Origin of the sequence: Edaphobacter bradus, assembly GCF_025685645.1 — a bacterium.
GTDB lineage: Bacteria > Acidobacteriota > Terriglobia > Terriglobales > Acidobacteriaceae > Edaphobacter > Edaphobacter bradus.
Genome location: NZ_JAGSYF010000002.1, coordinates 792,800 through 806,778, shown reverse-complemented (window position 1 = coordinate 806,778; position 13,979 = coordinate 792,800). Strand labels below are relative to the sequence as shown.

The following is a 13,979-nucleotide window of genomic DNA, read 5'->3' as shown; positions in this document are numbered from 1 at the left end:
GAAAACTGAGGTGCAACTTTGAAGGCTGTTGTTCTGCGGGAGTATGGTGGTCCGGAAAAACTGAAGTTGGAGGAGTGGGCCGATCCGGTGGCGGGGGCGGGGCAGGTGCTCGTGCAGACCGCTGCCGCGGGCATCAATCCTATTGATTACAAGCTGCGCAGCGGAGCCATGAAGGCGTTTATGCCGCTGGAGTTTCCGGTGATTCTGGGCTATGACTTCTCCGGCGTGGTGAGCGCTGTGGGGCCGGGAGTGACGGGGTTCGCTGTCGGGGACAAGGTCTTTGGCCGTGCAGGCGCGTGCTACGCGGAGCTGATTGCCGCCGGTATCGAGGGTGTGGCGAAGGCTCCGGCGAATCTGGACCTGGTGGACGCCGCTGCTCTGGCGGTCATCAGCAATACGGGCGAGCAGATTATCTCGCGGGGAGCGAAGGTTCAGGCTGGCCAGAGGCTGGTAGTGACCGGGGCGCTGGGATACGTGGGCCGCGTTGCGGTGTTTTACGCGAAGCAGGCCGGGGCTGCGGTGATTGCCGCGGTCCGCGGGGCGCGGGCCAGAGAGGCTGCGTTGCTGGGAGCCGATGAGGTCCTGGCGCTGGATGACGAGGCCGACATGCGGCGGCTGGGGATAGTCGATGCTGTGGCCGATACGGTTGGAGGCCAAGTTGCAGAGAGTATGCTTGGAAAGGTGAGGCCGGGCGGGGTGTTTGCGACCGTCGTCGGGCCTCCGGAGAACGCGAAGCTTTACCCGACGGTGAAGGTTGAGATGGTTTCTTCAGCGCCGGACCCTGCTTCGATGCTGGCGGTGGCCGAGGCGGTTGCGGCTGGGCGGTTGGCGCTCCCGATTGGCCGCAGGGTTCCGCTGAGCGAGGCTGCGAGCGCGCAGGCCGCCGCGGAGAATGGCGGGATAGGAAAAGTTCTTTTGCTTGCCTAATGGATTGGTTTTGATGGATCTTTGACAGCACCTCGGTTCCGGATGGGTAGGGGCTATGAAGACGATTCAACTGTCGATCTGGGTGGATGCACCGGTAGAGCGATGCTACCGGCTCGCAACGAGCGCAGGGTTTCACGCGGACCTGACAGGCACGCAGCGCGAGGCGGGAACGGGTGGGCTGAAGCCGGGAGATAAGCTGCGGTGGCCGGGGCGCTTGTTGCGGATCGAACTCAACTATGTGACCCGCATCGAGGTGTTACGGCCCTTCGCTTACTTTCTTGAGGTCCTTGAGAGCGGCGTATTCGGAAGACTGGAACATGAGCACCACTTCACAGCGGTCGATGACGGCACGCGGGTGCGGGACCTGGTGAGGTTTGAGGCCCGCCCGGAGCTGCGCAGAGCCGTGATGGCACCGTTGCTGGCCCGGTATCTCCTCTCGCAGTTGAAGGACCGCAATCTGATCCTGAAGCAGGTTGCAGAGTCGGATGCGTGGAAGCGTTATCTGGAGCCGTTAGCTGAGAAGGCGCCGATTCCCGAGGCTGCTCCGCGTGCTGAAGTTCCTGAGGCGCCCAAAGCTCCTGAGGCCCCGCCAGTCTGGCCGGCATCCACCAGCCATTCGACGAAGGGCCGTAAGATGGCGGCGCGACGCGCCTGAATTGACCGCCTTATTGCGAGCCGGCGGAGGGGTTAACTAAGACTGCAACTGTGCATTTCATTACACACGCAACGTGGAAAACCCTTTCCCCTTGTTTTGCGAGATTGCACAATTTTGCAGCACTTTAGGGGAAATGGAGTTGCCCTAAGCGGCTTCTAAAAGTGGCCACCGAATTGCTGTATTCAGGGCATAGTTTGAATTACGAGCGGGCTCACCCCGCTCAGGACCCTGGGTACACTGCATGCGTCGCTTGGCTTATGTCTTGGTTCTCTTTCTGGTTAGCATCACCGCCGCGAAGGGCGTACACGCCTCGACGGACTGTGAGAAGTGGCTGACTGACTATAAGAACTCGCTGAAGCACTCGCCCACCGTGAAACGGGCAGCCGCGGCTCATCGCCGGATGCACCGCTATGCCCACCGCAAGATTGCTGCATTGAAGAAGCCGACGACGACGCCTGCAAAGCCCAAAGTTCTGCCGGCGCGTCATCTGCGCCCGAGGATGTCGCGGTCCGAGATGCTGAAGAAGTTCACACTCTCCTGCGGTGACCTTCCGCTGGACGAGCCTGATGGCGGAGATCTTGAGCCTGTAGCCATGCCGGACTTCATCTTTGCGCAGGATACTGCGGAGCCGATTGATCTGGCTCAGGGCAACGACGGCGGCCTCCTTCAGTCGTATCCGCCCCCGGTGTTTCCTGGCGGCGTGTCGCCGTCGTATCCCGGCTTCCCTTCTGCGCCTCCGATTGGCGGCAGCGGTTTCCCCCCGGGCGGCAAGACGCCCCCGAATGTACCGCCAGGTGGTGGAGGAGATCAGCCTCCTCCGGGTGGCGGCGGCGGGACGCCCACGCCGACGCCTGAGCCGAGTACGGTTGTGTTTCTTCTTACGGGACTCTCCGGTGTGGTCAAGGTTGCGCGTCGCCGTCGCGCCTCGTAGTTGGTCGTAGAGGTTACAACTTGCGCGAGCTTGAGGTTGCAGGTCGGGCTCGCGCAATGCATCACCTGACTTAATGCAAGGCCTATTTCTTTGAAAGCTTATTTTTCCTGATTATTACCATAGTAATTAACATCTTGTAACAATTTCTCCCAGGTCGAGAGCATCGAATCTTCCGCGAAATCCTTTGGTATCTTGCGTTTTTAGCGGATTGCCCCAGTCGTTTCCCAAGAAAATCATCTGTGTGTGTTGTCAAAAGACTGTGTTTTCGAGGCGAGTGTCTTCCCGAATTGATTTTGATTAGGCAAATTTTTGCCTAAATTCTGTTGTCAAAGTAATAAGGCGGTGATTACCTCTTAATCGGGCAGCCTAGTTACCTCGGTAGTAAGGTAGATGACCATTTGGAGGGACGTGGCTGAGCCAGTGGCCGATGGAGCGGCTTTCGAGCGAACAACATGACGTGATTCGAAAGCCCAACTGACAATCGGCGGAAATGGAGCATCCTGTGAGCAGTATTTATTCCTTTCTCCTTCACTTCTTTGCGGTGGTTGTTTCTGCGTTTCAAGTTTCGCCGGCTACAACGGTTCGGGTTGCAAGCCACGCGGTTCCCGGGCATGCCCACGTCGTTGAGGCGGCGGTTCGCGCTCCGGACAGCGGGTACTGGCATACGAGCGGAAACCTCATCCTCGACCAGCAGAACCGGACGGTGCGCATTCAGGGCATCAACTGGTATGGGCTTGAGACGGTGCGCCAGGTCCCGGGCGGGCTGACCCAGCAGGACTACCGCGCCATCCTGCGCACGATCCGCGAGAACGGCTTCAACACGGTGCGGATTCCCTTCTCCAGCCAGATGGTGGAGAGCCCTGTGGTCCCCGAGGCAATCAGCTTTGAGAACGATCACGGGCCAATCAACATGGACCTTCGCGGTTTGACCTCGCTTGAGATCCTGGACCGGATCGTTGAAGAGGCCGGGAAGCTCGGACTGAAAGTGATTCTGGACAATCACCGCTCGGAGGCCGGCGACAGCGCGGAGGCGAGCGGGCTCTGGTATACGGCGGAGTATCCGGAGCAGGCGTGGATCGCGGACTGGCAGCGGCTGGCGCGACGCTATCTGGGCAACTCGACGGTGATTGGCGTCGATCTGCGGAACGAGCCGCACAATGCGAACTCGGGCGGAGCGTGCTGGGGCTGCGGGGGCGAGCGTGACTGGCGGCTGGCGGCAGAGCGCGGCGGCGATGCGGTGCTGCGGGTGAATCCGCGGCTGATCGTGTTTGTCGAAGGCGTCGATGCGTACAACAACGACTTCTACTGGTGGGGCGGAAACCTTGAGGGCGTCCGGCGCGCGCCGGTGCGGCTGGCGGTCCCGAGGCAGCTGGTCTATTCGGCGCACAGCTATGGGCCGAACGAGTACCAGCAGAAGTGGTTCAACGCGGAGACGACCCCGGCGAGCCTGGAGAACGTGTGGGACAGGCACTGGGCGTATGTGAGCCGGGAGGGTATCGCTCCGGTGTGGCTGGGCGAGTTCGGGACGACGAACAGGACGGAGGACATCAGCGGCAGCGCGCCGGGTTCGGAGGGACAGTGGTTCGGGGCGCTGGTCGCGTTTCTGGGGAGGAACCCTGAGCTGAGCTGGAGCTCGTGGGCGCTGAATGGAGAGGACGCGAACGGTCTGCTGAGCTCGGACTACAGCCTGGTTGCGGCGAATCCGCTGAAGATGCAGCTTCTGGCGGGGCTTGAGTCCCCTGCCCTTTCGCCGCGGCCTTTGACGCCTGCAGTTTTGCGGGTGCAGAGCCAGACTCAGGTGGCGTACCAGCCGGCTTATGCTGCACCGCAGCCTGCGTATGCCGCACCGCAACCTGCTTATGGAGAGCGCGTGGGTGGGGGCGTCGTGCGTCAGGCGGCGTACGAGGCGCCTGCGCACGGAGTTGCGAATGCGGGAAGCCCGGCTGCGTGTCACGTCAGCTATCGCAATGTTGCCGATACTGGCTATGGCGCGACGGGAGTGATCGAGATCGAGAACCTCTCGGGCAGGCCGATCGCCGGCTGGACGCTGCTCTGGGAGTATGGCGGCACGCAGCAGGTCGAGGAGGCCCGCAACGCGCGGTTCCTCCAGAGCGGCGACACGGTCGAGATGACGAACACGGGTGCGAATGAGGTCATTCCGGCAGGCGGGAGCGTCGCCGGCATCGTGGTGCAGACGAGCTATCGCGGGGCGAACCGGCAGCCGGTGAAGTTCTATCTGAATGGTGGGCTTTGCGGGTAAACGGCAAAGGCGAACGCAAAGGTGGCTAAGGCTACGCGAGGAGTGCAAAGGTTGCGGTGAGGTGTCCGGCGGTTTACGCTCCCATCCATGTCGCGGTAAGACTGCGACATGGATGGGCCACGCGTGCATGAAGGGGGAATTCATGTCGATGAAACGCCGATCGTTCCTCTGTTCGTCCGCCGCGCTCGCAGGAGCCGGTGTGCTTGGCTGGGTCGATAGCCGCGCTGATCAGATCCATCCGCACCGCGTCCATGCAGCATCGCTCATGACCGATTGCGCTAACCGCTTTCTCGCCGCGCTCAATGCCAATCAGCGCGGCAAAGCGACATTGCCGTTCGATTCCGGCGAGCGCATGAATTGGCACTTCATCCCGAAGGAGCGCAAGGGCCTGCCACTGATTGAGATGACACCCTATCAGAAGCACCTCGCCAGCGCGTTGCTGGCGGCCGGGCTGAGCCAGACTGGCTACATCAAGGCCGTGACGATCATGAGCCTGGAAGATGTGCTCAGGATCATAGAGAGCGACAGCGGCGAGCATCGCAACCCGGAAAAGTACTATTTCTCGGTGTTCGGCACTCCCTCCGACAGCGGCATGTGGGGCTACCGGGTCGAGGGCCACCACCTCAGCCAGAACTACACCGTAGTGAATGGTAAGGCTATCGATGGTCCGAGCTTCTTCGGCGCCAACCCTGCCGAAGTGCGGCAAGGGTCGCGGAAGGGCCTGCGCACCCTGGCCGGGGAGGATGATCTTGGCATCGAGCTGATCCGTACCCTCGATGAACAGCAGCAGAAAGTCGCGATCGTGGACCCAACCGCCTATGCGGACATTCTGACCGCGGCCAGCCGGAAGGCGGCGATTCAGGGCCAGCCGTCTGGCCTCTCCGCTTCCAGGATGAACGCCAACCAATTCGACGCGCTCATGGCCCTCATGGAAGAATACGCCCGCAACGTGCCCGATGAGCTTGCCGATGGCCGGGTATCGCAGATCAACAAGGCCGGCAGAAATATCTACTTCGCCTGGTCCGGGGGCATCAATCGAGGCGACCAGCACTATTACCGCGTTCAGACACCCTCTTTCCTCATTGAATTAGACGACACGCAGGACAACGCCAACCACATCCACTCCGTGTGGCGCGACTTCACCGGCGACTTTGGCGAAGACCTGCTCCAGCAGCACTACCAGGCCAGTCACCAGAAGAAGTAGAACCGCCAAAACAGGTTGCGCTGAGAGCCGGAATCTCTGGTAAAGGTCCCGTGACTGTTGTACGGGAACCGCGGCCGCGCCATAAGCGGCCGTGGTCTGATGTTCCCGTTAATGAGATGGGCGGACCTTTTGCATTCGAACCTACGATTTACCGCAGGAATCGGTGCAGCCCTGACAACTCTGGCCCTACTTCCACTCCCAGATCTTTGAGACTGTGGCGCCAGTGGTGTCTACCTCGTATTCGAAAGCCCCGCAGGCGTTGTTGAGACGGGCAAGCCTCTGGGACGTTGTCCGGAAAAATAGCATGCCACGGTAGCTCACTGTTCCACCGGGGCCGAAATGGCCCACGCCCGTTCCCGTCCAGGTGACGGCCTCGCCATCCGAGGTCGTGTTCATTCCCTGGCCGTGGCCAAAGAGGGAGCCATCCGGACGGACGGACGACGTATAGGAGCCAATCCCTGTGGTGGAAACGCCGAGCAACTGGCCGCTGTCTTCAAACGAGACTTCTGCAGTAGGTGGGTCGACGGAAAGAACGCGCCTGACTAATCTTTTGCCTGTGGTTTCGCCGATCTTTTCTCCGATCATGAAATAGACCTCATCTTTCATTGAGAATTAAGTGGTTGTTCCCGGGGTGGGCAATTCTATACCCCGGCAACTGAAAGATGGTCTGACAGAGGATGCATTCTTTTGTGAAGTTCTAGCTGCCTCCATCCAGCTGGCCCCATTCCGCCTGGGGCAAAATTTGTAAGATACCGGCAAGCCCTTCGAGGAGGCACAAGTGATGACAAACTCCGACAATAAGAAGCTGCTGGCTGCCCTGGAGGCTAACTGGCAAGCCGAGATGGAGGGTCACTATACCTACACGGCCTTCGCCAAAGGCGAAGTCGATCCGCAACGCAGGAACGCTTTGCGAGGTCTAGCCGCTGCGGAGAAGCATCATGCCGATCTGTGGGCTGGACGCATCCAGGAGCTGGGCGCCCCAGCACCCCAGTACACTCGCGACCGGTCGGGTCAGGCCGACTCGTTGGCAAATCGAGTGGGAGGGACTGATCTGGCCCTGCGCCGACTCGAGATCGACGAAGGCCGAGACATCGCCAAGTATGGAAAGCAGCTGAAAGCCCTGGGCGACCCACCCAGTGTTGCAATTCTGGAGGAGGTGATTGCCGACGAACGGGAACACTATCAGACGCTAGGCAACCTGATCCGTTCGCGCCGCCCTCTGCCTGTAATGCCTCCCGAGCAGGCGCAGGAGGCGCTCGATGATCTGCTGGCCGCCCGCGACAAGGGTCATGCGCAAGCGGCAGGCTGGGTTGGAGACGCAATCTACGGCATCAACGATGGCCTTGGGTCGATCTTCGGCATTGTCTCCGGCGTCTCGGGAGCGACACTGGGCAATAGCCACTTTGTTCTCATTGCAGGCTTGGCCGGTATGGTTGCCAGTGCGTTATCGATGGGGTCAGGAGCGTATCTCGCCGCAAAAAGCGAGCGAGAGATCTTCGAGGCCGAGTTTGCAAGGGAGCGCGAGGCCGTCGAGGACAACGAAGCCGAAGCGCGTGAAGTCCTTTCCCTCAGCTATCAAATCCGAGGCTTGCCGGAAGAAGACGCGGAACGCTTCGTCGATCAAATCGCAAAGGACAAGGAACAACTCATCAAGGCACTCGCCCGGGAGCGTCTCAACACGACGGAAGAAGGGTTGAGTAAACCGATGGTCTCCGCCGTCTCAGGAGCCATATCCACAGCCATTGGGGCCTTGATCCCGATCATTCCGTTCTTCTTTATGGCGGGTATACCAGCGGTGATTGCCGCCGCAATCGTCTCGCTGATCGCACATTTTGCAGTAGGAGCAGCAAAGTCCCTCATGACCATCCGCTCCTGGTGGAGCAGTGGTCTTGAGATGACTTTTGTCGGAGCGGTCGAAGGAGTCGTGACCTACGTCATTGGAATTGGATTGGGGAAGATTGGAGGAGGCCAGTAATCCTCGTCAAAACGCATCTTTGGAGATGTGGCTGATGGGCATGCGGTTGCTCTTCTGCTCTCCCTTCTGGAAGCATTTCAGGACATCGTCGAGGGTGAGCATGCCTTCGAGTGCGCCTCGCACGGCGCGGTTTGCGACCGGAAGCAGAGGCCAGCGGCTGAAGTGCGGGAGCGTGTTTGCCAGTGGCTGATCGGGGAAGATGAGCGGCGTGCGCTCGTCGCCGAGGCGCTGTTGCAATGGGACGTGCGCCGTGGGATCGTTGTGGGTTTTCGCCTCGGCGGAGATTGCCTTCAGTTCGTCGTGTGTCGCGGAGTACCAGCGGCCGTCGCCGCACTGCACCAGCACGGCCGGAGCGCCGGTGGCTACTTTCTGTTGTGCCAGTTCGTGCTTGAGGTTCCAGAGCGTCTCCGCACCAGGAAGGATGGGGACGGAGACGGGTTGCAGGGCGTCCTCGATGCGCAGGTCGGTCTCTTCCCTCCTCTCTTCCATTGACGGAAGAATGAGTCCGTCCTGGTGGGTGAGGACCTCAAAGACGGGGACGGGCTGCAGGCTTCGCGAGATGAGGTACGCGATGGTGTTGGCGAGAATGACGGGCAGGATGATGGTGTAGTTCTGGCTGACCTCGAGCACCATGAAGACGGAGGTGAGCGGAGCGCGCAGGAAGGCCGCGAAGAGGACTCCCATTCCGACCAGAGCGTAGGAGCCGATGGAGCCAGTGAGGTGGGGGAAGAATATCTTCTCGAAGGAGCCGACCGAGGCCCCGAGCATCGCCCCGATGAAGAGCGTGGGGGCGAACATTCCGCCGGGGGTACCGCTCGAGAACGAGAGGGTGGTCGCGATGATCTTGAAGAGCGCGAGCAGCAGCAGGATCTTGAGGGCGAACTGCGCGTGCATGGCCTGGTCGATGGCCTCGTATCCGGCGCCCATGACCTGCGGGAGCCCGAAGTAACCGATTCCGCCGACGAGGATTCCGGCCAGCGCGGGCTGCATCATCTGGAACCACGCGGGTTGCGCTCGCAGGGTGGGGCGTAGCCAGCAGAGCAATTTCGTGAAGAAGAGCGAGGCCGCGCCTCCGACGACTCCGAGCACCGCGTAGGCCAGAAGCTCCTGCGGGTTTCGGAGGTTCACCACGGGAATGCGGAACAACGGCTGTGCTCCCCAGAACCAGCGCGCGACGAAGACGCTGGAGACGGCGGCGAGCACGATGGAGCCGAGCACCGCGGCCGACCATTGGCCGATGACCTCTTCGATGACGAAGAGGATGGCGGAGATGGGAGCGTTGAACGCTGCCGCAAGACCGGCCGCTGCGCCTACCGGAGCAAAGAGCCGCAGCCTCTCGCGCGAGAGGCCGAAGTGTCGGCTGAGCAGCGAGGCGACTCCGGCGCCGACCTGCAGCGACGGGTCCTCGGGGCCGAGCGAGTGTCCACTGCCGATGGCCAGCGAAGAGAGCAGGAACTTGCCGATCATCGTGCGTGCGGAGATGTATCCGTTGTGGATGTAGAGGGCGGCCTTGGTCTGGTTGACTCCGCTGCCGCGGACGTTCGGGAAGAGGTAGCGGGTGAACAGCGCGATGACGACTCCGGCAGAGGCGGGGGCTAGGATCAGCCTCATCTGGTGCGGCCCGGGCGCGGAGCCCTGCAGCAGCACGGTCAGCCACTCGATCGCCATGCGAAAGGAGACGACGAGCAGGCCGGAGATGACTCCGATAAAGATGGAGAGAAGAAGGAAGAGCCTCTCTTCGCGGATGGGCAGCAGGCTCGCCAGGTCCTGTTTCGGCTGCGCTGCGGTTGCCGTGGCCGTCGTGTGATCTGCCATAGCTATTCGGGCTCTCCATTCTTGCGGGCGGGAGTTCGCGGCCGTCCCAGCATCAGCAGCAGGGCGTCGTCGCCGGTGGGTGCGCCGCAGACCTGCGAGGTCACGCTCTCGGTATCGAAGATGAGCTGCGCCATGGTGTCCTGCGCGGTGGCGTTGCCAGTGAGCGCCATACGGCTGGCTCCGGCGGCTGCCTTCCATCGGATAAGGAGGTCCTCCAGGGGGTCGGCCGCTGCGGCGGTGGAGATGGACGCGTTGCGTGGCGAGGACTGCTTCGCTGCGCACTCGTTCAGCCTCGCGCGCGCGATCATCTCTGCTCGTTGAAGATGATCGGCGCGGTCCTTTGTGGGAAGCTCGCGCGAGAGCGAAAGCTCAGGCAGGCGCTGGGCGTTGCGGGCGAGAGCGGCGAGCTCGTCGCGGTTTTCCCGCTTCCTCTGCACGTCCAGCTCGTTCCAGACCATGGGTTTTGCGGGCATGCATTCGAGGGCACGCGTGAGCAGATCGTGCGCTTTGGCGTAGTCTCCCTGCGTGTAGGCCTCGCGTCCCGCCTTCTCGAGCGCGGCCGCGTTGTGGGGGTCGTCGGCGACGGCCTTCTCGTAGTAGACGAGTGCGTCGTGGGGGTCGCCTGCGGCCAGCAGCTGGTCGCCGAAGAGGAGGTTGAGTTCGGCGGTGTCGGGTGCGTTGCCCGCTGCGACGAGCAGTTCGGCGCGCGCAGCGGCGAAGTCGTGCCGCTCGGCGAAGTAGTCAGCGAGTTCGAGGCGCACGGAGCGGCGCCGCTCGAGGCCGTCGCCGTGCCAGTCGCCGAAGATGGCGGCGCGGTAGTCGTCGATGGCCTCCTGGGCGTTTCCGCGCTTGCGTGCGAGTCGCGCCAGTTCGAGGTTGATGAAGCCGTCGCCCGGACGCGACTCGCGCAGGTTGAGGAAGTAGTTGGTGGCTTCGTCGATGCGGCCTGACTCGGCGAGCGCCTCGGCCAGCAGCAACTGGTACGAAGGCTCATCGGGCTTGTAGCCGAGCGCGACTCGCAGCGCGGAGACGGCGAGGTCGGGTCTTCCCTGCTGGATGGCGGCGCGTCCTCGCTCGGACCAGCGCACGGCGAGGTCCTCGCGGTGGGTCTGGAAGGAGCGGAAGAGAAAGAGTGTTACGCCGAAGAGCGCGGCGGTGGAGAGCGTCAGGACCAGGAAGGATAGGCTGTCACGCAGGATGAGCCCGCGCACGGTCAGTCCGGCGGTCTCCAGGCTACTGTTTCTCGGCGAATCGGCGGGAATCAAAGGCCTACACCCTTGATTCCAGTCTAAGCCCATCTATGCTCATCTAAGCCAATCGGGGGGCTTCGGCGGGATGACTGTGCGGATACATCGCGCTGAAGTCAGCAGGCCGTTATTTCAGTCGTTGTAGCAACTCCTGCACTGTAAACCGAAGTACCGGGTGCATCATCGTGGGTGCGATCTCGGCGAGAGGCTCGAGGACGAAGCGGCGCTCGTGCATCGCGGGATGGGGCAGGGTCAACTCGGGGGTGGAGATGACTCGGACGCCGTAGAGCAGGAGGTCGAGGTCGATGACTCTGGGGCCCTTGGCGACTGCGCCGGTGCGGTCGCGTCCCATGGCGCGCTCCACAGCGAGCAGTTCGCGGATGAGTTGTACTGGCTCGAGCGTGGTCTCGAGAAGCGCGGCTGCGTTGATGAAGCAGGGCTGGTCGAGATAGCCGACGGGATCGGTTTCGTAGAACGAGGACACGGCCTTCACCTCGCCCAGCGATGCGAGTCTCCGGGTTGCTTCGCGCAGGTTTGCGGCGGGGTTGCCGAAGGGAGAGGTGAGGTTTGAGCCTAGTGCGATTGCTGCTGTCTTTTGATTCATTAAAGTGATGTGGCCCTGTGGCTGAGTCTAAATGGCGAGGCGGAGATAGAAGCAGATCCCCCGTTCGACTTCGCTCAGGGCAGGCTCTTCGTGGATGACAAGAAAGGCAACGGCAAACGCAAAGGTCGCGAAGTTGGCGCGAAGGTCGCGGAGGCTTTTGTGGGGACTAGGCTGTGGCTGGGTGGAGGACTGCGGAGGTTCTCTGGGGCACGGGGACTTCGTCGTAGCCGTGGGCGAACTCCCAGGCGGAGCGGTCGCTGAGGAGGCGCTGCACCAGGGCGGTGTGCATGGCGTGGCCGGCGCGCTCGGCGACGACGTGGCCTTCGATTCTGCGGCCCGCCAGGGCGAGGTCGCCGATCAGGTCCAGCACCTTGTGGCGGACGAATTCGTCGCGGAAGCGGAGGGGGCCGTTTTCGACTCCCTTGCGCGTGAGGATGATGGCGCTCTCGTTGGAGACGCCGCGGATGAGCCCCATATCGCGCAGCATCGCCTCGTCTTCCTTGAAGCCGAAGGTGCGCGCGGGGGCGATGAGTTTCTCGTAGTCGCCGGTTGCGAGGTCGCCGGTGAAGCGCTCGTGGCCGATAGGCGCGGGAAACTCGATGGTGTAGTCGATCTGGTATCCGCGGCCGGGATAGACGCCGATGAACTTTCCACCGTCGCGGACCTCGACTTCTTTGAGGATGCGCATGTACTCGCGCTTGCGACGCTGCTGCTTAACGCCGATGGATTCGAAGGCGCGGACGTAGGGCAGCGCGCTGCCGTCGAGGATGGGGACCTCGAGGTTGTTGATCTCGACGATGACGTTGTCGATGCCGGTGCCGATCAGCGCGGAGAGCAGATGCTCGGTGGTGGAGATGAGCACGCTGCCGCGCATGAGGCTGGTGGCGTAGCTGACCTTGGCGACGTTGCGGCCGGTTGCGGGAATCTCGAAGTTGTCGAGATCGATCCTGCGGAAGACGATCCCCGAGCCCGCGGGCGCAGGGACAAGGCGCATGGAGACCGGTGCGCCGCTGTGCAAACCGACGCCGCTGAACTCCACCGCAGACCGGATTGTTCGCTCAAAGTGAGCTTCCGATACCACGGAACACATTCTCCACTACAATTCTTTCCAAAAGCCTACAAGGGGATTGCCACCTGTCCATGTGGTAAAAAAGCCACACTTTTGTGGCGGAGTCTCCCCGGAAATTCCGGGCTAAGACATCTGATTTCAAGGGTATAGATGAGCACAAGCGAGATTGCAGCCAGTGTCGAATTGAGCAATAGGTGGTTTCATGAGCGTCTTCGGGAGCTGGTTCTTCAGGAGTCGCCAAGTGAAGACAGGGCGGCAGTTAACGCAGCCGTGGAGATGGTAGAGGGGTGGGCTGGCGAGCTGGGCGGCACGGCGCGGAGGCATAGCCAGAAGCAGTTTGGCGACGTGCTGGAGCTGCGGTTCGGACCGGCGCGGTCGCGGCGCAAGCCTCTGCTGTTGCTGGGGCATCTGGACACGGTGTGGTCGATGGGCACGCTGAAGACGATGCCGTGGCAGGAGAAGGACGGCCGGTGGTTCGGGCCCGGCGTGCTGGACATGAAGGCCGGGGTGGTGATGGCGCTGACGGCGGTGAAGGTGTTGAAGGAGCTTGGGCTGGACCGTCCGGTGACGCTGCTGCTGAACAGCGAGGAGGAGGTCGGCAGCCCTGTTTCGCGGCCGATTACGGAGCGGCTGGCGAAGAGTTCGGCGGCTGTGTTTGTGCTGGAACCGGCGCAGGGGCTGGCCTACAAGACGGCGCGCAAGGGCGTGGGGCAGTATGTGGTCCGGGTGAAGGGCGTCAGCGCGCACGCGGGCGTCGACTTCGAGAAGGGCCACTCGGCGGTGCTGGAGCTGGCGCGGGTGATCGAGACGATCGCCGGGTTCACGGACCTGAAGCGGCAGATCACGGTGAACTGCGGAGTGATCGGCGGAGGCACGCGGTCGAATGTGATCGCGGCGGAGGCGTTTACGGAGGTCGATGTGCGGATCGCGAAGGCGGGCGATGCGGCGCGCGTCGACAGGCTCTTCCGGAGGCTGAAGGCGACGGACCGGGCGTGCAGGCTTGAGGTCACGGGCGGGGTCAACCGTCCGCCGATGGAGCGCAAGGCCGGGACGGTTGCGCTGTTCGGCCAGGCGCGGGGACTCGCGGGCGAGCTGGGCTTTGCGCTGGACGAGGCGTCGACCGGCGGCGGCTCGGATGGCAACTTCACGGCTGCGCTGGGAGTTCCGACGCTCGACGGCATGGGCGCGGTGGGCGAAGGGGCTCATGCGGTGCATGAGAATGTGGTGGTCGAGCACCTGGCGCCGCGGACGGCTCTGCTGGCGGCGATGATCGCGGCGGTGGATTAGCGGGT

At 62.4% G+C, this 13,979-nt stretch carries 12 protein-coding genes; 7 read left to right on the top strand and 5 right to left on the bottom strand.

Going from position 1 to position 13,979, the window contains the following annotated elements; genetic code table 11:
- Positions 1–18: 18 nt before the first annotated feature.
- The 5 genes from OHL16_RS09355 (at position 19) to OHL16_RS09335 (ending at position 5,977) form a co-directional block, all read left to right on the top strand.
- Entirely contained in the window at positions 19–927 is a 909-nt protein-coding gene (locus OHL16_RS09355; protein WP_263366847.1) for an NADP-dependent oxidoreductase, read from the top strand.
- Positions 928–982: 55 nt separating this feature from the next.
- Complete coding sequence (locus tag OHL16_RS09350; protein WP_263366846.1) at positions 983–1,582, top strand: SRPBCC family protein; 600 nt, start codon at positions 983–985, stop codon at positions 1,580–1,582.
- 250 nt (positions 1,583–1,832) lie between these two features.
- Positions 1,833–2,513 carry a PEP-CTERM sorting domain-containing protein gene (locus tag OHL16_RS09345; protein ID WP_263366845.1) on the top strand — a complete coding sequence of 227 codons (681 nt, stop codon included), beginning with the start codon at positions 1,833–1,835 and terminating at the stop codon, positions 2,511–2,513.
- Positions 2,514–3,015: 502 nt separating this feature from the next.
- Positions 3,016–4,773: a cellulase family glycosylhydrolase gene (locus OHL16_RS09340; RefSeq protein WP_263366844.1), complete on the top strand. Its 1,758-nt coding sequence runs from the start codon at positions 3,016–3,018 to the stop codon at positions 4,771–4,773.
- Between the two features lie 142 nt (positions 4,774–4,915).
- Positions 4,916–5,977 carry a DUF3500 domain-containing protein gene (locus OHL16_RS09335; RefSeq protein ID WP_263366843.1) on the top strand — a complete coding sequence of 354 codons (1,062 nt, stop codon included), beginning with the start codon at positions 4,916–4,918 and terminating at the stop codon, positions 5,975–5,977.
- A gap of 186 nt (positions 5,978–6,163) precedes the next feature.
- Here the strand turns inward: OHL16_RS09335 and OHL16_RS09330 are convergent, their stop codons facing one another.
- Positions 6,164–6,562 carry a hypothetical protein gene (locus tag OHL16_RS09330; protein WP_263366842.1) on the bottom strand — a complete coding sequence of 133 codons (399 nt, stop codon included), beginning with the start codon at positions 6,560–6,562 and terminating at the stop codon, positions 6,164–6,166.
- Between the two features lie 196 nt (positions 6,563–6,758).
- Between OHL16_RS09330 and OHL16_RS09325 the strand changes: the two genes are divergently transcribed.
- Complete coding sequence (locus tag OHL16_RS09325) at positions 6,759–7,952, top strand: VIT1/CCC1 transporter family protein (RefSeq protein WP_263366841.1); 1,194 nt, start codon at positions 6,759–6,761, stop codon at positions 7,950–7,952.
- A 6-nt stretch (positions 7,953–7,958) separates the two neighbouring features.
- Here the strand turns inward: OHL16_RS09325 and OHL16_RS09320 are convergent, their stop codons facing one another.
- From OHL16_RS09320 to lpxC, 4 genes are all read right to left on the bottom strand, one after another.
- Positions 7,959–9,767: a chloride channel protein gene (locus OHL16_RS09320; RefSeq protein WP_263366840.1), complete on the bottom strand. Its 1,809-nt coding sequence runs from the start codon at positions 9,765–9,767 to the stop codon at positions 7,959–7,961.
- A 2-nt stretch (positions 9,768–9,769) separates the two neighbouring features.
- On the bottom strand, positions 9,770–11,032 hold the full coding sequence (locus OHL16_RS09315) for a tetratricopeptide repeat protein (RefSeq protein ID WP_263366839.1): 1,263 nt from the start codon (positions 11,030–11,032) through the stop codon (positions 9,770–9,772).
- Positions 11,033–11,141: 109 nt separating this feature from the next.
- Positions 11,142–11,618: a 2-amino-4-hydroxy-6-hydroxymethyldihydropteridine diphosphokinase gene (folK, locus tag OHL16_RS09310; protein WP_263366838.1), complete on the bottom strand. Its 477-nt coding sequence runs from the start codon at positions 11,616–11,618 to the stop codon at positions 11,142–11,144.
- A 166-nt stretch (positions 11,619–11,784) separates the two neighbouring features.
- Complete coding sequence (gene lpxC, locus OHL16_RS09305) at positions 11,785–12,699, bottom strand: UDP-3-O-acyl-N-acetylglucosamine deacetylase (RefSeq protein WP_263366837.1); 915 nt, start codon at positions 12,697–12,699, stop codon at positions 11,785–11,787.
- A 138-nt stretch (positions 12,700–12,837) separates the two neighbouring features.
- Between lpxC and OHL16_RS09300 the strand changes: the two genes are divergently transcribed.
- Positions 12,838–13,974: a M20 family metallopeptidase gene (locus tag OHL16_RS09300; protein ID WP_263366836.1), complete on the top strand. Its 1,137-nt coding sequence runs from the start codon at positions 12,838–12,840 to the stop codon at positions 13,972–13,974.
- The last annotated feature ends 5 nt before the right edge of the window (positions 13,975–13,979 follow it).